Annotated in this window: 17 protein-coding genes; 5 read left to right on the top strand and 12 right to left on the bottom strand. The window is 67.4% G+C overall.

Going from position 1 to position 19,257, the window contains the following annotated elements:
• The first annotated feature begins 341 nt into the window (after nucleotides 1–341).
• Both ACIBHX_RS46265 and ACIBHX_RS46260 read left to right on the top strand, forming a co-directional pair.
• Nucleotides 342–1,577: a cytochrome b N-terminal domain-containing protein gene (locus tag ACIBHX_RS46265; RefSeq protein WP_397074612.1), complete on the top strand. Its 1,236-nt coding sequence runs from the start codon at nucleotides 342–344 to the stop codon at nucleotides 1,575–1,577.
• 34 nt (nucleotides 1,578–1,611) lie between these two features.
• Nucleotides 1,612–1,974, top strand: coding sequence for a hypothetical protein (locus tag ACIBHX_RS46260; protein WP_397074611.1), 363 nt, complete (start codon nucleotides 1,612–1,614; stop codon nucleotides 1,972–1,974).
• A gap of 62 nt (nucleotides 1,975–2,036) precedes the next feature.
• Here the strand turns inward: ACIBHX_RS46260 and ACIBHX_RS46255 are convergent, their stop codons facing one another.
• Complete coding sequence (locus ACIBHX_RS46255; RefSeq protein ID WP_397074609.1) at nucleotides 2,037–2,504, bottom strand: IS3 family transposase; 468 nt, start codon at nucleotides 2,502–2,504, stop codon at nucleotides 2,037–2,039.
• Nucleotides 2,504–2,983 (bottom strand): hypothetical protein, encoded by a 480-nt coding sequence (locus ACIBHX_RS46250; protein ID WP_397074607.1) that lies wholly within the window; start codon nucleotides 2,981–2,983, stop codon nucleotides 2,504–2,506. The genes ACIBHX_RS46255 and ACIBHX_RS46250 overlap by 1 nt, the downstream gene beginning before the upstream one ends.
• A gap of 456 nt (nucleotides 2,984–3,439) precedes the next feature.
• On the opposite strand from ACIBHX_RS46250, the gene ACIBHX_RS46245 reads away from it, so the two are divergent.
• Complete coding sequence (locus ACIBHX_RS46245; protein ID WP_397074606.1) at nucleotides 3,440–4,624, top strand: DUF2786 domain-containing protein; 1,185 nt, start codon at nucleotides 3,440–3,442, stop codon at nucleotides 4,622–4,624.
• Between the two features lie 907 nt (nucleotides 4,625–5,531).
• Here the strand turns inward: ACIBHX_RS46245 and xerC are convergent.
• The 8 genes from xerC to ACIBHX_RS46205 form a co-directional block, all read right to left on the bottom strand.
• Nucleotides 5,532–6,569: a tyrosine recombinase XerC gene (xerC, locus tag ACIBHX_RS46240; RefSeq protein ID WP_397074604.1), complete on the bottom strand. Its 1,038-nt coding sequence runs from the start codon at nucleotides 6,567–6,569 to the stop codon at nucleotides 5,532–5,534.
• A 699-nt stretch (nucleotides 6,570–7,268) separates the two neighbouring features.
• Nucleotides 7,269–7,484, bottom strand: a complete 216-nt coding sequence (locus ACIBHX_RS46235; protein ID WP_397074602.1) for an integrase core domain-containing protein — start codon at nucleotides 7,482–7,484, stop codon at nucleotides 7,269–7,271.
• 201 nt (nucleotides 7,485–7,685) lie between these two features.
• Nucleotides 7,686–7,991, bottom strand: coding sequence for a helix-turn-helix transcriptional regulator (locus tag ACIBHX_RS46230; RefSeq protein ID WP_397074674.1), 306 nt, complete (start codon nucleotides 7,989–7,991; stop codon nucleotides 7,686–7,688).
• A 135-nt stretch (nucleotides 7,992–8,126) separates the two neighbouring features.
• Complete coding sequence (locus ACIBHX_RS46225; protein ID WP_397074601.1) at nucleotides 8,127–9,434, bottom strand: IS256 family transposase; 1,308 nt, start codon at nucleotides 9,432–9,434, stop codon at nucleotides 8,127–8,129.
• 300 nt (nucleotides 9,435–9,734) lie between these two features.
• Entirely contained in the window at nucleotides 9,735–11,414 is a 1,680-nt protein-coding gene (locus ACIBHX_RS46220; protein WP_397074599.1) for a hypothetical protein, read from the bottom strand.
• Nucleotides 11,415–12,082: 668 nt separating this feature from the next.
• Complete coding sequence (locus ACIBHX_RS46215) at nucleotides 12,083–13,066, bottom strand: hypothetical protein (RefSeq protein WP_397074598.1); 984 nt, start codon at nucleotides 13,064–13,066, stop codon at nucleotides 12,083–12,085.
• 79 nt (nucleotides 13,067–13,145) lie between these two features.
• Entirely contained in the window at nucleotides 13,146–13,280 is a 135-nt protein-coding gene (locus ACIBHX_RS46210) for a hypothetical protein (RefSeq protein WP_397074597.1), read from the bottom strand.
• Nucleotides 13,281–13,333: 53 nt separating this feature from the next.
• Entirely contained in the window at nucleotides 13,334–14,446 is a 1,113-nt protein-coding gene (locus ACIBHX_RS46205; protein WP_397074595.1) for an alpha/beta hydrolase family protein, read from the bottom strand.
• Nucleotides 14,447–14,594: 148 nt separating this feature from the next.
• On the opposite strand from ACIBHX_RS46205, the gene ACIBHX_RS46200 reads away from it, so the two are divergent.
• Both ACIBHX_RS46200 and ACIBHX_RS46195 read left to right on the top strand, forming a co-directional pair.
• The gene (locus ACIBHX_RS46200) at nucleotides 14,595–15,686 is read left to right on the top strand and encodes a sensor histidine kinase (protein WP_397074593.1); all 1,092 of its coding nucleotides are present in this window, start codon (nucleotides 14,595–14,597) and stop codon (nucleotides 15,684–15,686) included.
• Nucleotides 15,683–16,354, top strand: coding sequence for a response regulator (locus ACIBHX_RS46195; RefSeq protein WP_397074591.1), 672 nt, complete (start codon nucleotides 15,683–15,685; stop codon nucleotides 16,352–16,354). Before ACIBHX_RS46200 ends, ACIBHX_RS46195 begins: the two co-directional genes overlap by 4 nt.
• A gap of 740 nt (nucleotides 16,355–17,094) precedes the next feature.
• Here the strand turns inward: ACIBHX_RS46195 and ACIBHX_RS46190 are convergent.
• Both ACIBHX_RS46190 and ACIBHX_RS46185 read right to left on the bottom strand, forming a co-directional pair.
• Complete coding sequence (locus tag ACIBHX_RS46190; protein ID WP_397074590.1) at nucleotides 17,095–18,093, bottom strand: reverse transcriptase domain-containing protein; 999 nt, start codon at nucleotides 18,091–18,093, stop codon at nucleotides 17,095–17,097.
• 420 nt (nucleotides 18,094–18,513) lie between these two features.
• Nucleotides 18,514–19,182 carry a hypothetical protein gene (locus ACIBHX_RS46185; protein WP_397074588.1) on the bottom strand — a complete coding sequence of 223 codons (669 nt, stop codon included), beginning with the start codon at nucleotides 19,180–19,182 and terminating at the stop codon, nucleotides 18,514–18,516.
• Nucleotides 19,183–19,257 lie beyond the last annotated feature (75 nt).

Genomic DNA, 19,257 nt, shown 5'->3' with positions numbered 1-19,257 from the left:
TCAACGACGGCTGGATCTCCAGGCCCAGGCAAGCATTCCGGGCCGTCTGTCGGGTAGATCACTGTTCGAGTGTTCTGGCTCGCGGATCACCTCCGCTGCTCGCTACTAGGCCTGCTGTCGTAGTCGTAGGCAGCGTGAAGGCAACCGACATCCGCGTGCCAGCGGTCACCGTACCCGAGACACGCTGCCAGCAAGCCACCCCGCGACACACCGACCGGCGATCCAACTTCAGCAGACACGTATCGCTTAACCTGCAAAAACAGGATCACGTAGAAGATTGATTCAGAGACTATGCGGATGGCCGTCACGACCTATGCCGGCGCCCAGGGAGCACAAGCCTCATGACTGAACAGCCTGCCCCCATGGAGCCGCCTGGCCCACCAGAACGGCACGAGGCCGGCGAGGGAACGACGCCCCAAGAACCGACGCCGGGGAAACCAGCACCGCCGACCGGGGCTGCGTGGCGGCACGCTTTCCGCGACCGGGTGAAGGAGCAGCTGGGCCTACGCGGGATGATCAGCGAGTACATGATCCCCGTTGAGACCAACACCGTGTGGTACACGCTCGGCGGGGTACTGGCGATCTCGCTGGTCCTCGAGATTCTCACCGGGATGCTGCTGGCACTGCGCTATGTTCCCGATGCGGGCCGGGCGTACCAGATCACGCAGATGCTGCTCCGCGAAGGTGGCTGGTCAGTCGCGCTCAACTTCCACTACTGGAACTCGTATGTGATCTTCGCGCTCGTCATGGTGCACATGATGCGGGTCTTCTTCAGCGGCGGTTACCGTGGGCCGAGGATAGGGCTGTGGGAGATCGGGGTCGCGCTCGCGGGCTCCGTATTCCTGATCAGCATCACGGGTGAGACCCTGCACTGGGACGAGCGGGGGTTCGCGGTCCCCTGGCACATGTCGGAGATCCTGGAGGCCGTGGGGCTGGACAAACCCCTCCATTACACCCAAGCCGATCTGCTGAACATCTCGAAGGCCACCGGCCTGCTCATCCCGTACTACGCGATGCACGTGTCGATCCTGCCGGTGCTGCTACTGGCGCTGATCGCGATGCACTACTACCTGATCAAGGTCAAAGGCATCTCGCTGCCGTTCTGGCACAAGCCGACCGGTCGCACGGTCCCGTTCACAACGCATGTGAAGCTGTGGTTCGCCTACAGCGCGGTGATCCTCGGGATCGTACTGCTGATCTCCATCTTCGTGCCACGCGACCCAGGACCGGCCCCGCAGCTGCTGCCGAGCTCTCCGTTCTACGGCTCGGAAAACGGCCCTGGCGAGCTCGGCATCGTGCCGACCTTCCCGATCAGCTGGACGCACGGCATGAACCGCCTCGTCACCATCGCGTTCGGGCTGGAGCCGGACATCTGGGGCACCATTCTCGGCCTAGTGCTCATGGCAGCGGCGCTGATCGCCATCCCGTTCCTCGACCGTGGCGGACCCGGTGAACCCCACAGCTGGCAGGAAGCACGAAGCCTGCGCCGGCGAGGGTGGGCGTATCTGGCGATCGGGCTGTTCTGGTTGATCATGATCGTTGGCGTGGTGACCAACATCATCACTCCCAAGGGGTGAGCGAGAATGTCGCGGAAATCCTGCGGGGCCGGCGATGTTCGCGCATGACGTGCACCTGCTCCTCGCCCTCGTCACCACCGTGGCGATGCTGGTCGTGGCGGCGGACGGCGCCGTGCGCGTGGCCTCGGGCAGCCCACCGGGCAGGATCGCGGACGTCGGCGCGAAGGTTCTGCTGGTCCTGGTGATGATGGCCGCCGCCGGTGGGCTCGCCCTGCTCGTCAGCGAGCACCGTCCAGGGGAGCTCCTGCACGGCATGTACGCGTTCCTGGCGCTCGGCGCGGTCCCCGTGGCCGATTCGCTCTTCTCCAGGACCTCTACGCGCCCACGGGCACTCGCGCGCTGCCTGGGTGCCGTGGTCGGTGTGGTGATACTGGTGCGGCTCTTCAACACGGGTTGAGCAGCCGTTTCTAGACTGCTCGCTAAGCGACGCATTCCAGAGAGAATGAACCGCCCCAGGTTTCATGGAGGCCCTGGTGTGCCCACCACCCGGCGGGAGTAGGCGTCCAGCACCACGCAGCAATACACCTTGCCCTCCCGGGTCGGATGATCGGTGATGTCGGTGATCCACAGCCGGTCGGGTTCGGTCCTGGCGAAGGCCCGGTCCCCCAGGTCGGTGGCGATCTGGACCGGCTTGGCGCGCCGCCACTTGGGCCGGCCGCTAAGGCCTTCCAGCCCGGCCCGGCGCATGAGTAACTCCACCGCTCCGTGGCTGACCGGGACCTGATGGCCCAGGCACAGCTCGGCGTGCACCCGCCGGGTCCCATAGGTGCCGCGGGAACGCTGATGGATCTGCCGGATCAGGTCGGCCAGCCAGACGTGCCGGATGCCCCGCAGCGAAGGCCGCCGGTCCCGCCAGGCGTAGTAGCCGGACACCGAGACGGCAAGGATGCGGCAGGCGACCTCGACGGGGATACCTTCGCCGGCCATCACCGCGATGGCCTCGAGCCGCCTTTTGGGGGCACCGCCTCTCGCACCAGTTCGATCGCCCGGTGAGTGGCCTGCAGCTCGGTCTCCAGCTCGGCGATGCGCCGTTTGGCGGCCGCTAGCTCGACCTTCTCGCTGCTGGTCAGGCCGGGCTCCAGCCCGTGAGCGTCGCGGGCTGACGCGATCCCGCCGCCGCGGCCATCCTTCCCGCCCGCCGCGCACAGCTGGTCGAGCAGGCTCTGCAGGGCCCACCGTTCCCAGGCGTCGGGCGACCAGCCGCGGTCGCGGACGAACAGCAGGTACAGCTCGGGACTGAGCAGGCCGTACAGCAGATCAGCCACGTGCTCGGCCGCCATCTCCTGGCGGATGCCGGACTTGGCCACCAAGGCGCGGGCAGCGGCCTCGTGGACAGTGAACCGGGCGTTGCCATCGAGGTCCCACAGCTGCCCGATCGCGGGGTCGGCTGCGGTGGCGGCACGCACCATCTCGATGATCGGGGACCAGTTCCTTGAGCAGCGCTCGCTTGTTGCGGAACGTGAAGTAGATCGTCTGCACGTTGACGCCCTGTGCGGTGCCAAAACTCGTACACGGCATCTGACCTGGTCTTCTATGCTCAGCGCTTGTGTTTCTACGCCTCCTCTCCTTCACTTCGCCTCTTCATCCTGAGTATCGGCCCTCTTCGATGAGCTGCAGGACAAGTGGTTGTGGGCCCGAAACCCGCTCATGCCCCAGCGTGCACTGCCTCAGGATGGCAGAAGAGCGGACATGCAGTACTCTCCGCAGCTTGAGAACCGAGGCTCAAGGCGGCTTGCGCCGGTCGGAACGACACAGCCGGGGTCGGCCAGGACCTCGCCGCCTTCCGCCGCACCGGCGAGCAGGGGACGAGGCTCCGTCACGGTAGAGTTCTGGCGGACTTTCTTCGAGGTGGACGGGCACGTGTGAGCAAGGCTAATGAGCTGATCGGCGCGGCGATGGAGGCGCTTGCCCGTGAGGATCAGGCGGCCTTCGACTCCGCCGCCGCCTTCCTGGCCGACCGGGACGACGCCGATCGCGTGCTGGTCGAGGTCGTCACCCATGCGATCTCGGGGTTGTGGCGCAACGGCTGGCAGCCCGCCGACGTGGTCAGGATCGCGGCCAGGCGGCTGACCGACTGGCACGGGCGGGCGGCGGCCGACCTCATCGCCTGGGAGATGCGGCCCTACGCGCCGGCCACGGTGGACGAGCGCTGGCGCGACCAGCTCGCCGGCCTGGAGGCCGCGGTGTGGTGGAAGGGCGACTACCTGGCGGGGCGACAGGCGCGCGACGGGGCCGGCCGGCTGGTGACCGTCTCCGGCGTGCTGGAGCTGCTAGGGTTGCTGACCGGGCTGCCCCGGCTGGAGTTGCTGAGCCCGCCGCCCGGGGCCGCTCGCCGTACGGTCCGGGCACGTCCGCGCGCGGTCAGCGAGAAGACGCTCACGCGGGTGCGGGCGCTGCTCGCCAAGGCGGAGTCGACGACGTACGAGGCCGAGGCGCAGACGTTCACGTCGGCGGCGCAGAGCCTGATGGCGAAGTACAGCATCGACGCGGCGATGCTGGATGCGCAGCCAGGCGGAGCCGAGGCCCCGGCGGGCATCCGGATCGGCATCGACGCGCCGTACGAGCAGCCCAAGGCCGTGCTGCTCAACCTCATCGCCGAAGCCAACAGGTGCCGGGTGATCTGGTCGAAGGAGCTGGGGTTCGCCACCGTGCTGGGGTTCGGGGCGGACCTGTCGTGGGTGGAGATGCTGTTCACCGCACTGCTGGTGCAGGCGCAGACCGCGCTGGTGAACACGGGCACCAAGAAGCACGGCACCGGCCGGTCGAGGAACAAGACGTTCCGCCAGTCGTTCCTGTCGGCGTTCTCCTCCAGGATCGGCGAGCGGCTCGCCGAGGCCACGGCGGCCGCGGTCGCGCAGGAGAGCGCCAGCCGGGGCACCGACCTGGTGCCGGTGCTGGCGGCCCGCGAACAGGAGGTGGAGCAGGCGGTCGAGCGCATGTTCCCAAACCTGGTCTCGCACGCGGTCCGCACGTCCTGGGACCGGGAGGGCTGGGCAGCCGGCCGCACCGCCGCCGACCAGGCCAGCCTCAGGGCGCGGGACCGATAGCGCTCCGGGCGCCGGATCTCCATCCGCGCAGGCATGGCAGTGATGCGCTGCTTCGATGCTGATACTGCGCCTACCGAAAACCACATCCATACACGTCAAGCAGGCTTCGCATCGTTTGCGAAGCAACTACAAGGCATCCTGGCAAGAGGGCGCACATCGCCTACTCATGACTGCTCGGTGGTTGCTCGCCCGCACTCGGCTGCCGTGAGGGTCGGAGCCTCGTCACGGCACATAGCCGCGTCATGAAGGGGGCAAACGACGCATAATGGCGATGGTCAAAAAACCATGGTTGCTCGGTGGTTGCTCGCGTGTACGCGATACAGCACGGCATCCATCATCACTTCCCGACACGACGGCGAGGAGAATTCCGTCCACAGCGATAGAAAATGCCACTCTGCGGCACTGAGTAACACCGAAGGAACCGACTCATAATCCGTGGGTCGTGGGTTCAAGTCCCACCCGCCCTACTCTTCAACACCGCGTCCGACCTGGGGTTCCTCGGTTCTTGTCGACCTCGGATCTCGTTGTTGATCATGGTTGGTTGCTCGGTGGTTGCTCTTGTGTACGGACCGTGTATTGCGGTAGATCATTTAGGCGGCCACCGTCAGTTCAGACCCCAATGACGACCATCCGAAGATCAAGCCAGAAGGTCTGCGCAGCGTCGCTGGTCAGCAGTCGTCTGATGGGCGATCAAGCCGTGTCCAAGTCGGCTCGTCTTGCCTACCAGGCCGTCTCGGACAAGCAGATAAAAGATCCGCTGCTTCTCGCAGCGATCCGCTCGGCCTGTTTACAGCGCAGCTTGGGATCGCTCGGCTGCGCCATCTGTGGGACGGCCGCTGAGGAGATACAGCAGGCCCGCCGGGTACCGGCGGGCCTGCCTGGGGTCGGTGGTTTAGGTGGTGGTGTCTCAGGTGTGGGTCGGCAGGGTGATCAGCCGGGCCGTCTGAGCGCCCCCGGCTGCGGTGTTGACGAGGGCGGCGGTGGATTCGGCGGCGGCGCGGGCCACCTCGGGATAGACGCTGGTGTAGGTGTCACGGGTGAAGGTGGACGAGACATGACCGAGGGTCTCCTGCACGATCTTCAGATCGACCCCGGCGGCGAGCATGAGCGAGGCCGCGCCATGGCGGAGGTCGTGCAGCCGCACCGGCGGCAGCCCCACCTGGAAGGCCAGCAGGTAGAACTGGTCGCTGACCTGCTGCGGATGCAGCGGTCGGCCGATCTCGTCAGTGAAGACGAAACCACTGTCGGTCCAGGCCTCGCCCGCGGCCAGTCGCTCGGCCGATTGCCGCTTGCGGTGCCCGCGCAGGGCGGTGACGGTGTCGGCGTCCAGGGTGACGGTGCGGTCGCTGGCCTCCGTCTTCGGTCTCCCCTGCACCGGCTCCCAGCCCAGCTGAGTGATCTGCCAATGCACCCCGGCGGTCCCGGCGGTCAGGTCGACGTCCTTCCAGCGCAGCCCGACCGCCTCGCCCCGGCGCAGCCCCCGCAGGGCGATCAGCCGATACAGCGCGAACAGCCGATGAGTGGCCGCCTGGGCTAGGAAGGCGAAGGTGTGCGAGGGCGTCCACACCATCACCGGCGACGGCCGCGGCACGGACGCGTACATGTTGATCATGTTGGCGCGGCTGAGCCGGGCCCCGCGCCGCCGCTGCTCGACGCCGAGCCGGTCCTGCAGGTCGCGGTTCCAGTCAGCGACCCGCTCGTCGGTCCACACCAGCGCCTTGGGGCGCTCGGCGTCAGGGAGTTCGACAACCGCCGCCGGGTTGAAGTCGATCAGCCGATCCTGCTTGATCGCAATGTTCAGCGCGTGCCGCAGCGTGGCGCGGATGCGATGCATGGTGGCCGGGCCGACCGGCCGCCGATACCGCACCTTCGCTCGCTCCTCGGGATCGCCGCTGACGCGGGCAGTGGCGATGACGTCGTTAAACTCCTCGATCGCATCGAACATCCCCGCGACATCGGACACCCGCAGCCGGTCCAGCCGGATATCACCCAGGTAGGGCGTGAAATACAGGCGAATGTGCGGTGATTTGGAGCCTCCTCCGCGTAAGGCGACTCCGGAGGATCAGAACCCCTCCATCTACTCGTACAGCACCGCAATCAGCCGGTCACACTCAACCCACCTCTCACGTTCATGTTCACAACCGAAAACTACATCCATGCAGCTCAAGCTGCGTGTGAATACTCGTGGAGAACGCCTGTGGGGCTTGCATATTCAGTCACCTTGCCTGATCTGCGGGTCCACCGATCCCAGACGAGCAGGATCGGCCACTCGGCGCCCTCAGCCCTGCCACCCCCGAGACGAAGGTCTCTGCGCTGCACGCGATTCGAGTTCTTGAGCCCCACACCACCGCTCACCGTGAGCTCGTTGTTCAGTCCAGTGGCACTCCATGGTTGTCGGCGAGGCGGAGCCACAAGGTCAGATGCCAGTCCTGATCGTTGGCCAGAAGGTCGGCCTTATGTGCCGGGCGGCCGTCGACGGAGGTGGGCATGATGAAGGCGCAGGTGGCCGAGCCGTCGTCGAAGTTGTACCGCTCGAATATTGGGATACGTGGCCTGACCTGCGGCTAAGCGGCGTGGCGGTATTCGCTGATCATGCCCGCGACCTCAGGTCTTCGGCGAATGGATCGCAGATCGTTGAGCTCGGTCACGTCCGGACGGGTTGCGTTGCGGTGTCCGGGGGCCGTTGCTGCCGGGACTGGTACGGCCGGTGCCTGTTGTAGTGGATCAGGTACTCACGAAGCACGAGGGCCAGGTGGCGTTCGCTGAGGACCAGGATCCGGTCCAGGACTTCGCGGCGCAGGGCGCCGATGCCCCGCTCGCAGACGGCGTTCATCCTCGGCGTCCGTGGCAGAGTTGCCATGGCCCGAAGTCCTTCGGTCTTGAAGACCTCTCTGAACGCGGAGGTGAGAAGCGGTTCCCCAGTCCGACGAGCACACCGAGGAAGTCATGGCAAGGGACGACATCACCGACACCGAGGTACGGCTGCGCTCCTGTGCCGTCGGACCAAAGACGTAGCGGTTGCGTCTGATGAAAGCTCCAGCGAAGTCCCGCCAGCGCTCATTCAGAAATCTGCGGGCGAGTGGCGTGTTCTGCCCGTGACCTTGTGCCGATGCCGCGACGGTGTCGTGCCGGTCTCGCGGCGGAAGGCTGTTGCGAAGTGCTGGGATGAGGAGTAGCCGAGGTCTGTTGCGATCGTGGTGATCGGCAGGTCGGTCTCAGTGAGCAGCAGCCGGGCGCGTTCCATCCGCAGGCGGGTGCGGTACCTGCCAGGAGTCTCACCGATCTCCGTGCGGAACAACTCGGCGAAGTGGGGCGGCGACAAGCGGACTGTGGCGGCCAGGTCATCGACCGTGAGGCCCTCGGCCAGGTGGGGGTGTGTCCAGTTAACGGCTCTGTCGCAGATTCGGTGGTGACGATACGGCTCGCAGCGTCACCACCGAATCTGCGACAGAGCCGAAAGAGAGACAGAGCCCAGTTAACGGTGTATCTCGATCTTGACTAGTTATCGGGTGGTCAGGGTCAGGCGGCCTTCGAAGGTGATGGCGAAGGCGTTGAGGGCGGCTTTCCAGCGGGTGATCCAGCGTTTGCGGCCCTTGCCGGTCGGGTCCAGGCTCATGATCGCCATGTAGACGCACTTGAGCGCGGCCTGCTCGTTCGGGAAGTGCCCGCGCGCCTTGACCGCCCGCCGGATGCGGGCGTTGACCGACTCGATGGCGTTGGTGGAGCAGATCACGCGGCGGATCTCGGTGTCGAAGTTGAGGAAGGGCACGAACTCGGCCCAGGCGTCTTCCCACAGCTTCACGATCGCCGGATACTTGCCGCCCCAGACCTCGGCGAACTCGTAGAAGCGCTCGAGCGCGGCTGCCTCGGTCGGGGCGGTGTAGACCGGCTTGAGGACCTTGGCGATGGCATCCCAGTGCTGGCGGGCGGCATAGCGGAACGAGGCGCGCAGCAGGTGCACCACGCAGGTCTGCACCACCGCTTGCGGCCAGACGGTCTCGATGGCCTGCGGCAGCCCTTTCAGCCCGTCGCAGACCACCATCAGCGCATCGGCGACGCCGCGGTTCTTGATCTCGGTCAGCACATGCAGCCAGAACTTCGCGCCCTCGCCGCCGTCGCCGGCCCACAAGCCGAGGATGTCCCGCTCGCCGTCGACGGTGACGGCCATCGCCACGTAGATGGGCCGGTTGGCGACCTGGCCCTCGCGCAGCTTGACGTGGATGGCGTCGATGAAGATCACCGGATAGACCGGGTCGAGGGGGCGGTTCTGCCACTCGGCCATCCCCTCCAGCACCTTGTCGGTGATAGTGGAGATGGTCTGCTTGGACACCTCGGCGCCGTAGACCTCGGCCAGGTGCGCGGAGATCTCGCCCGTGGTCAGGCCCTTGGCAGCCAGGGAAATGACCATCTCATCGACGCCGGACAGCCGTCGCTGCCGCTTGCGCACGATCTTCGGCTCGAAGCTGCCGTCCCGATCGCGCGGCACGGCGATCTCCACCGGACCCACGTCGGTGATCACGGTCTTGGCCCGGCTGCCGTTGCGGGTGTTGCCCGTCTGGTTACCGGCGAAGCGCTCGTGCTTGTCGTAGCCGAGATGATCAGTGATCTCGCCGTCGAGGGCCGACTCAAGCACCAGCTTGGTCAACCGCCCCAGCAACCCGTTCTCACCGACCAGTTCCACTCCCTCGGCCCGAGCTTGATCGACCAGCCTGGCCACCAGCTCGCGATCCGTCGAGTTGTCCGGCTTCTTGCGCGCCACCGTGGCGTCCTCCAGGTCGAGCTCCGTCGATGCCTGGATCACAGTACTCATCAGGTGCGTTCTCCATGATCAGGAGTTACACCGAAACCGTACAGTCCCGGCCACCGCCCCAGTGGGTGATGTCGTCGTCGGCTGCGGCGGGTCGCAGGGCCTGTTCGCCGACCATGCCAGCGGGACTTCCTGCCCCACGACCTGCTGCGCAGGCAGGTACGGGAGAGGCGGGGACGACCAGCCGACCCGAGCCTGGTGGTGCCGGACACGCAGAGCGTGCACGCTGCGGCCGGGGTACCGTCAGACACGACGGGCAAGGACGCGGCCGCACCGCCAAGATCTCCACCTGGCTCGAACGGGTCACTCATTGACCACCGGTTCGAGCTTGCTCCAAGTCTTCTCGCCCGCATCCTGAACCAGCAGGGGCATGTACGGCCGCTTCTCATCCACCTTGTCCCAGCGGACGGCGGCCTTGGCGCCGGTGTTCATCTCCACGTCGTCCGTGGTGAACCGGATCTCGTCCTTCTTGTCCTGGTAGATGACCTCGATGCCATAGGCTGCGCTGTCGCCCTTGACCTTGCTGGTGTCCAGGATGAAGCGTCCGAAGCGCTTGCCGTCCCGGGGAAGTTCGGCGCTCATCGTGCTACCGGCGACGTCGGCGGAGTTGGAGACGTTGAAGGTGAGGTACTCGTCGGCGGAGATGCTGGCGCCGAAGTGGACGACGGGGGAGACCGTGTCGCTGGCGGTGTAGCTGAATTTGCTCATGTCGGCACTGACGTCGAAGATGTCCTTGGCTCCCTTGCGGAGCTGGATCTGCTCCGCGGCGACGTCGAAGGCGTCGTAGATGATGCCCACCTGGACGTCCTTCACGTTCTTGTTCAGGTGGCCGCCGTCCACGGTGATGGTGACGTGGTTGTCGCCGGGAATGGTGTACTCGGGTTCGGGGTCGTCGCCGGGTTTGCCGCCCTTGGGCTTGCTGACTGCGGCGCCGGGGATCTCGTTCACCAGTTGGCCGTCGATGTAGCCGGTTCTGTGGCCGGCATCGTCGGTCAGGAGCAGGTGCGGGTGGTTGGCGGCGTCGCCGTCCAGGTAGACGAGCTTGGTGTCGGCGGCCGGTCCGCCCTTGGCGGAGCCCTTGCCGCTCTGCTCGCCGTCGTCGTCGTTCCTGCCGCAGAAGGAGCACGGCTGGGTCTCGGTGACGGCCTCGGCAGGGGTCAGTTCCAGGGTGCCGGTTTCGGCGTCGCCCTCATAGAGGTCGACGGGTTCGCCGGGTTTGGTGGTGGTCTTGTACTCCCAGGTGTCGCGCGTCAGATCAACCCTGATCTTCTGCGTGACGCCCGGGTAGTTGTTGTCGTACACCAGGAGGTTGACCTGCCCGTCGCCGGCCTTCTCGATCGCGTAAGGCGTGAGCTCGTGGCCGCCGGAGCCGTCGCGTTTGTAGAAGCCGAGCGACATGCCCTCCTTCTCCTCGGCGGACCAGGCTTGGATGAGGCGGTCGACGATCTGGCTCGGCGTGCCCTTGATCACTTGCTTCTTCACGCCGGCGCCGTACTGGGCGGCGAAGTTCTGGGCAATGACGCTCTGGAGGGGCTGGTTGTCCTCCTTCGCCAGTTCCGGGGTGGTGTCGGCGCCGTAGTCCGAGGCATTGAGCGTCCGTTGCCACATCTGGAGGCTGGTCAGCGACATGCCGTAGCAATGGCCGCCGTCCATGGACTTGTTGGTGTGCTCCATCCACGCCTCGGCCTGCGGGATGAGCTCGCAGGACTCGGTTTCCGCATCGATGCAGACGGCGTCGCCGAACAGGTTGTGGACCTCCTGGGAGGTCAGGTTGGTCTCGTCCCCGCCGCCGTAGTTCTCGAACCCGAAACCGTCGATCTCAGGTCGGAAGCCGCTGTCGGCGATGAGCTCCCCCGTGGGGGCGTCGTCGATGGCCGTTCCGTGGGTCAGCTTTCCTTTGCCGCCGCCGTCCTCGGTGTCCGAGCACGCGGTCGCTGTGAGCATCACGGCGACCGTCAGGGCCGCCAGAGTTCTCGAGGGCATGAGCTGACGGTGCCGGGCTCGCATTGACGATCCATAACCGGTCGGTTGACAGCGGAACTGCTTGAAGGATCACGGGACCGGTCATTCAGCAGGCGCCGGGGTGTGTGGAGCGAGTGGATGATCGACCAGCGTGTTGACGTAGTCGGGGGTGAGCGGGCGCCTGCCAAAAACCCCGTCCACGCCGTTCAACGGGGGCCCGTCAGGTCGCTCACCTGTGGGGTTGCGAGTGCCGATTAGTCATCCGGCCAGGTCAAGCCGCGTGTCGGTATTCCTTCAGGGACACCTCCGAGCCGATCACGTCGACGGATGTCCAACGAGGTGATCGAGGCCGGGTTGATGTCGGGATCAACGAGTGGTCGAAGCGGAGGCGACCGTCGCGGCAGCCGAGGCCGTGACGCGAGGGGCCGCCCACTCCCGAAATCGTCCGGCGGCAGCACCCCCCTCCAAGCGTGTGCTGCTGCCGGACCTGGGGCCTTCGGGAAGGCGCCCGCCATGGGTCACGAACACCGGCCGGGCGCATCATCCTTTCCCGAAGGACCCGCCATCCGATGAGGGTTGGGAGAGAGCGGATGCCGGTCAGCCTTTGCGGCTGACCGGACTCCTGCCTACTCTCTGCCCTTCCTTCCCCTGACGGGTGGCTAGCCCCGTCTTCCGCATGTGAGTGATCTTCAGCGGAGGTCTCGTGGATCGATGTCGAGGAGGTCCAGGAGATCGAGTTGGAGATCGGTGGGCTGCGGGATGGTCGGGGGTGACTGGCCGGTGCCCGGGATCAGCCGGATGCTGGCCAGCGCGTCGAGGACGAGCTTGCCGGTGGGCACGGCGGGCCGCCCGGCGTACAAACCATCGACCTTGGCCGCGCCACGAGCCGCCAGAGCATCGCGGACCTGGCGTTCGATCAGGCAGAAGATGAGCAGGGCCAGGCAGATCACGGTGATCAGCGCGGCGATGCGGCGGTTGCTCTTCAGATACAGGCTGGTGACGGCCAGCGGCCCCTTGAAGGCCTGGTAACGGCGCTCCACCGCTTCCTGGCCTTTGTAGTGGCGCAGAACCTGTCCGGCGTCACTTCGAACGCCTCGATCGCGGCCAGCCCGACCGACCCGGCTGGTCTCTCCGGCCTCGGTGGCGAGATCTGGTGAGGTGAACGGGAAGGCCGCCGCCAGCGCGGTCGTGTCGAAGGTGCGCGTGGCGCCGAGGGAGTCGACGCCGAGCGGCAGACCGGTCGTCCATCCCTGCAACGCGCGAAAGGTGGCTGGTCGTGCGTCGAGGAGCAGTGAGGAGGCGAGTGCCCGAATACGCTCCACTTCTGCGGCCAACTCGGGTTCGGTGGGTGCGTGGATGGTCAGATACAGGCCGACTTTGAACAAGCGGCCGTGGCCTCGGGCGAGGCTGTCGGCCAGGTCGGTGGCGTCGTCGGCGGCGGCCTCGGCTCCGAGATCTTGGAGCCGACCGTATTGGGCGTCGGAGCGGCTTGCTGATTCCAGGCGGGCGAGCTGGCGACGCAGCCGCATCGCCGCGACCTGCTGCGGGATCGGCTCGATGTGCAGAGAAACATCCAGATGGCCGAGGTAGGTGAGCCGGGGTTCCAGCCAGCCCGCGCCGACTTCGCGCGGGTAGCCGGTGACGGCGAACGAGGCGCTGACGGCGTTCGGCAAGGTGACGGTCCGGACGCCAACCTGGACGGCGGCCGGGCGGGTCAGCGCGCTCGGCTCCTGATCGCGGTGCGGCGTAGCTTCACGGGGCGCTCCTGGTCGAGGTAATCAACTCATCGGGCAGGACCTGGCCGGCGGGGTGCCGGCCGCCGGGGTCGAGGCACTCGGCGAGGGCCTGGGTGGCTTGGTCGGCGTCCAGGACGCGGGTGGTGATCATCGCGCGCGCCCTGGCAGCGGCGCTCGGGCAGGCGGTGCCCGGTTGCGAGTGACCTACCTGGTGTAGGTCACCTCGGGGAAGCGCGGCGTCGGCCCGTCCAGCAGCGGGGACTTCTTGCCGCGCAGGAACCGGTCGAAGAAGGCCAGCGGGTAGGCCCGCTGGAAGGCCAGCGCCCGCATCTCCGGGATCGTCCCGACGGATCCGGCCAGTTCCTCCTTGGACAATCCGACCTTACGCAGGAGCCGCACGTCGTCGCCGAAGGAGTTGTGCGCTGCCCCCTCGACGGTGAGGTTGAGCCGCCACCCGCGCAGGTTCTTCCAGAACGTCCGCAACATCGGGTTGGTGGCCATCCCGCCCTTGCCCGGGGTGTCGACGACCAGGTAAGGCCGCTCCAGCCCTGCCTCGGCGACGGGTCCGAGCACCGCGCCGTCGAGGCCGAGCCCGGCCTTGATGCGCTTGTCGGCGTACATGGCCGAGGAGGTGGAGGCGCCGCCGAGGGAGTGGCCGAACATGCCGATCCGCTTCATGTCCAGCAAGCCCGTCAGCCCTGCGGGAAGCTTGCGTCCGCTCAGCTGGTCGAGCACGAACCGGGTGTCGTCGGCGCGCACCTTGGTCGCTTTGACGAAGTCGGTGATCTCGCCCCTTGGGTTGGTGACGAGGCGGCCGCCGGGGAACTCGACCACAGCCGCGTCGTAGGTGTGGTCGATCGTCACCACCGCATAGCCGCGGCTGGCCAGCTCCTCTACCACCCCGGTGCCGTAGGAGCGCGAGGCGTTGGCGCCGGGCGAGTACAGCACGACGGGCAGCCGCCCGAGCCGCCGGTCGGCTGGGGCGCCCTGGTGCCCGTCCGTCGCGCCCAGCACCACCTTGCCCGGTATGCCGAGGTCGCGCAGGTAGCGGTCGGCCGCCGCCTTCGGCATCCATGGCGCGAGCGGGTATCTGGCGGTCTTCCGCGCCGGGTACCAGATGCTGATCATCAGTTCGCGTTTGCGCCCGGCCACCCACGGGTCGGTCCTGGAGGAGTCGACCAGGTGCAGCGCGACCGTGCCGATCCGGTGCGGGCCGGTGGGGGATGGCGGCTCGAATTGCACGGGGGCCGTGGCAGCGGCGGCAGGGACAGCGGCAGCCGTCAGGAACGCGGCGACGCCGATCAGGAGAATCTTCATGCTCTCCACGCTGCCGCCCCACCCGGAGCCCGGCATCACGCCGCAGAACGAGCCGCGCGTCAGCCCAGGACGCTACCGCCAAACCGGCCCTCCTCCTCGCGGACGATGTTGCTTCCCCGCCGGTGACCTGCGCGGATACTGTCGGCTGGTGAACGAGACCCTGCTGGTGCACAGGCTGCGCCACGGCCACTGGGTGGCTCTGGACGTGATGGTCGCGCTCCTGCTGGCCGTCGCCTTCGCGGCCGCGGCCCAGCTGAGGAACGACCTGCCGCAGGCCGTCGCCGCCCTGGCCGCGCTGCCCGTCGCGACCCGGCGCGGCTGGCCTCTGCCGTCTTTGGCGGTCTCGCTGGCCGCGGCGGCCACCGCGCTGCTCCTGGGCGTGGAGTCCGCCTATCTTCCGGTCGCCGTCGTGCTCTACTCGGTCGGCGCGCAGGAGCCGCGCAGGCGGGCCGTCACCGGCCTCGCCGCCGCTCTGGCCTGCGTGGTCGCCGCGCTGCTGGCCGCCGTCTGGCCGTTCTGGACGCAGGCGCTGGGCAGCGCCGGGTTCGGTCTGGCCCTGATGGGCCTGTCCTGGACGGCGGGGCTGGCCGTACGCGAGCAACATCTGCACGCGGCCCGTACGGCGGAGCGGGCCGTGCTCGAGGAGCGGCTGCGCATCGCCAGGGACCTGCACGACGTCGTCGCCCACAGCATGAGCCTGATCACGATGAAGGCGGGGGTGGCCGGGCTCGTCGCCGAGACCAGGCCGCAGGAGGCGCGCGAGGCGCTGCGGATCATCGAGACCACCGGCAGGGAGGCGCTGCTGGAGATGCGCGCCATGCTCGGCTTGCTGCGCTCGCATACCGGCGCCCACGACACCGCGCCGGCGCCCCGACTGCAGGACCTGCCTGCGCTTGCCACGCACGCGGGGGTCGAGGTCGACCTGCGCGTTGACGCCGTCGACCTGCCCGAGGGGGTAGGCCTGGCCGTGTACCGGATCGTTCAAGAGGCGCTGACCAACGTGGCCAAACACGCGGGAACCGGCTGCCGGGTGCGGGTTACCGTACCCGAGACAGGGGTGGTGGAGGTCGAGGTGGCCGACGGCGGCCGCGCTGCGCCGCGCGACGGCGGCGGGTACGGGCTGGCCGGCATGCGCGAACGCTGCCTGGCCTACGGCGGGCAGCTGACCGCGGGCCCCCGCCCCGAGGGCGGCTTCCGCGTGCTGGCGCGCCTGCCCTACGCGTGCAAGGACACGCCGTGATCAGGGTGGCGGTCGCCGACGACCAGCCGCTGCTGCGGGCCACCCTCACCATGCTGGTAGGAACGGCGGCCGACATGGTGGCCGTCGGTGAGGCGGGCTCCGGCGCCCAGGTCGTTGAGCTGGCCGCGCGCACCCGGCCCGACGTCGTGCTCATGGACGTACGCATGCCGGGCATGGACGGGCTGGCGGCTACCCGCCGCATCCGCGCCGACCCGGCGCTGTCGGAGGTCCGCGTCGTCATCCTGACCACCTTCGACTTGGACGAGTACGTGTACGAGGCGCTGCGCGCCGGCGCGAGCGGCTTCCTCCTCAAGGACATCCCGCCGACCGACCTACTGGCCGCGATCCGTGTCGTCGCCTCGGGCGAGGCGCTCCTGGCCCCCGCGGTCACCCGCAGGCTCATCGCCGAGTTCGCCCGCGTGGCGGCGGTTGAGTCCCGGATGGTGCGTGAGCTGGCGGCGGTGACCGGGCGGGAGCGTGAGGTGCTGACGCTCATCGCCCGGGGCCTGACCAACCCCGAGATCGCCGCCCGCCTGGGGCTCAGCATCTCCACCGTCAAGACCCACGTGCGGCGGCTGCTGGCGAAGCTGGACGTGCACGATCGCGCCCAGCTCGTCATCGTCGCCTACGAATCAGGCCTGGTCACCGCCGCCAAGAGGAGCAGATAGACGATCAGGCCGCCGCGATGGCCGTAAGGAGGTCGAGCCGTGCCGCCCGCCGGGCGGGCAGGAGCGCGGCCAGGATGCCGACCACCACGGCGGCCTGCGCTTGCCGAAAATCTCATCCATGCAATGTGTGTATTCGTGGAGGACCTCGCCGAGCCGGTCTCGTCGGCGTACGTTCAGGTCGACGATTGTGGCCGGATCAATGATCGGATCTGGGACGGCGCGGAGTGGAGCTGCCTGGTTCAGGGCCTGATGGGCTCGGTGCTGGTTGTAGAACTCTCTCATACTCGCGCAAGGCGCGCCGTAGATGGTGTTCGTTCCAGAACAGGCACCGATCGAGAAGTTCACGGCGGCAGGACTGTACCCATCGCTGTCGCGGTAGGGACCGCCCTTTAGGGCGGCCCCCCGCACAGATCCCAGCGTGCGGAACTACCGCGCTGGGCTCCTGCCTTGGGTGCTGGCAGCGAGGCGCACCTCCGGGTAGGGATGCATGATTCGGGCCTTGGGTATCCATCGAGTGACGTACCGGTTCATCCGTTCCCAGGTCATCCGGTTTCGCTGGCTTCGACGCCGTAGCGTCTTGTGCCAGAGCCGGGTCACCTGGTGGCGAAAGGCCGATACCGCGTCAGAGTTGCCCGGCACGGCGTAGTAGGCCATGTGCCCTCGTAGCACGTTGGCCAGCCACCGCCCCTGTTCCGGAACGGGCTCGTGCCGGCGGCGCTTAAGCTGCTCGTTGATCTCTTTCAGCTTCGCCCGCGCCCGCTTTGCGATCGTGATGCGCCTGATCCAGAACGTTCCCTTCCGCGACCTCGCACAGATGTGCGTGAACCCCAGAAGTCGAACGTCTCCGGCTTGCCCAGGCCCCGCCGCTGCCGACCCCGAGCGGCATACCGCCCGAACTCGATCAGCCGCGTCTTGCCCGGATGCAACTCCAACCCGAACTTCGCCAATCGTTGGCGTAGCTCGTCCTGGAACCGCCGCGCATCTTCCCCGCATTCGAACCCGACGATGAAGTCGTCCGCGAAACGCACGGTGATGACCTCCCCGCGCGCCTGCGTCCGCCTCCAGTCAACCCACAGGTCGAAGACGTGGTGCAGGTAAACATTCGCCAGCAAAGGAGACACCGATGCCCCTTGCGGCGAGCCTTCCTCACACGCTGTCCACTCCCCGTCCTCGACGACCCCAGCGGCCAACCATTTCTGAATCAACCGCAGGACCCGCTTGTCCGCGATCCGGTGCTCCAGGAACTTCCGCAGCCAAGCATGATCAAGCTGGCCGAAAAAGTCGCGGATATCCGCATCGAGCACCCAGTTCACCGGCCGCCGATAGAGCCCGACCGACAACGCATCCAACGCGTCATGCGGGCCGCGCCCTGGTCGGAACCCATACGTGAAGCCCCGGAAATCCACCTCATAGACGGCGTTAAGGACCACGACAACCGCCCGCTGGACGATCTTGTCCTCCAGCGCGGCAATCCCCAGCGGCCGCTGACGTCCATCCGCCTTCGGGATGTACGCCCGCCGACTCGGCAGAGCCCGGTAACGCCCCGACTGCACTCTGACATGCAGGTCCTGAAGATTGACCTCCAGGTCCAGCCCGTAGTCAGACCACCTCACCCCGTCCACTCCGGGTGCGGCCTTCGGGCGAATCGGCCAATACGCCTCCCGAAGCCGCCACAGCGTGACATGGTGCAGCAACGCGGTGAACCGCGCGTCCTTGTCCCGTCGTGCCACCTCACGCACACGGCCCAGCGCACTGGACGCATCGGATCCGGCACTGTGTCCGGGATGCGTTTTGCCGTCCGTGTTCCCCTTGGCTCGCCCCCTTTCCTCCCCCACCTCCGCAGCCGCCTTCACGGCCTTGTTCGGCGGGTTCGCAGGTGCTACGGGACGATCCGACTTCCCACGCTCGTACATCTTGGGCTTACCACCTCAGTGTTCCCCAAGCGGCCACCCCGGTGATCAACCGAGTCGGGCGAGCATGGGATCTCCCGGTTCTCGCGCTTGAAGGTTCCGTACGTGCCCTGGTTCCCAAGACCGCGCGGGGTCCGCTGGCGCCTCGCGATACCGCCGCCAGCGGTGTGGCCTTCCACTTCATGGACAGTGTCGGCACCCCGGTCACCTCATTTCGCGGCTCAATAGCCCGGCCCGCACGTGCCCCTGTCAACGCTTCGCCACGCCCTCGCGGATCGTCGACGCATGACTCGGGGCGTGTCGGTCGCGGGCGTTGAGCCGATGAGCCAGGAATGCCATGGCCAGGTCCAGCGTGGAAGCGCCGAGCCGCTTCGCGTCAGCGATGGCCATGGACGGCGCCTCGCACACCAGGGTCCTGAGGTAGGCGGTCAGGATCGCGCCGATGCCGCTGCCTGCGGGCATCCTGTCTGCCACGAGCGCGTCGACCTTGCTGGCGGGCAGGGGCAGGTCGGCTCTGGGCAGATGCACGATGATCGCCTGCGCCGGGGTCCGGCCGTCGAACGCGCCACCCTCGTAGGGGTGAGAGGTCTCCCACATCACCAGGTCGCCGGCTCTCATCCGGGTGTCGTTGCCGCCCTGGGAGATCCACATCGCGCCGCCGACGATCAGGGCGAGCTCGTATCTCTCCGGGTCGGAGCGGCGGATCAGCGCGGGTGTGCGCGCCGAGCTGAGCGCGGGGAACGACATGGTCGTTATCTGTACGGTGTCCAGGTCGATCGCTCCTGCGGAGGCCCGGAAGTCGGAGGCGTGGTCGCTCGTGACGCGGATGGGCGCCACGTCGCGGCTGATCAGGTCGCACCACCAGTCGAATCGCTGGTCGGGCGGCAGGTCCGTGCTGTGCAGCGTGACGAAGCTCAATCCGCACCTCTCACGACATGATCTCGGGCTTCGAGACGCTACTCGATGTGGGGAGAAGCGCTCAATTGATCCAGC

This window comes from Nonomuraea sp. NPDC050536 (assembly GCF_044457685.1).
GTDB lineage: Bacteria > Actinomycetota > Actinomycetes > Streptosporangiales > Streptosporangiaceae > Nonomuraea.
The sequence above is the reverse complement of the archived record's forward strand: the minus strand, read 5'-3'. Positions and strand labels throughout refer to the sequence as shown.

What these genes read in the sequence shown, in the direction of transcription:
- ACIBHX_RS46265 (WP_397074612.1), top strand. Translation starts at nt 342, where the DNA reads ATGACTGAACAGCCTGCCCCCATGGAGCCGCCTGGCCCACCAGAACGG.
- ACIBHX_RS46220 (WP_397074599.1), bottom strand. Translation starts at nt 11,414, where the DNA reads ATGCCCTCGAGAACTCTGGCGGCCCTGACGGTCGCCGTGATGCTCACA.
- ACIBHX_RS46260 (WP_397074611.1), top strand. Translation starts at nt 1,612, where the DNA reads ATGTTCGCGCATGACGTGCACCTGCTCCTCGCCCTCGTCACCACCGTG.
- xerC (WP_397074604.1), bottom strand. Translation starts at nt 6,569, where the DNA reads ATGTTCGATGCGATCGAGGAGTTTAACGACGTCATCGCCACTGCCCGC.
- ACIBHX_RS46210 (WP_397074597.1), bottom strand. Translation starts at nt 13,280, where the DNA reads ATGATCACCACCCGCGTCCTGGACGCCGACCAAGCCACCCAGGCCCTC.
- ACIBHX_RS46235 (WP_397074602.1), bottom strand. Translation starts at nt 7,484, where the DNA reads ATGGCAACTCTGCCACGGACGCCGAGGATGAACGCCGTCTGCGAGCGG.
- ACIBHX_RS46205 (WP_397074595.1), bottom strand. Translation starts at nt 14,446, where the DNA reads ATGAAGATTCTCCTGATCGGCGTCGCCGCGTTCCTGACGGCTGCCGCT.
- ACIBHX_RS46225 (WP_397074601.1), bottom strand. Translation starts at nt 9,434, where the DNA reads ATGAGTACTGTGATCCAGGCATCGACGGAGCTCGACCTGGAGGACGCC.
- ACIBHX_RS46255 (WP_397074609.1), bottom strand. Translation starts at nt 2,504, where the DNA reads ATGGCCGGCGAAGGTATCCCCGTCGAGGTCGCCTGCCGCATCCTTGCC.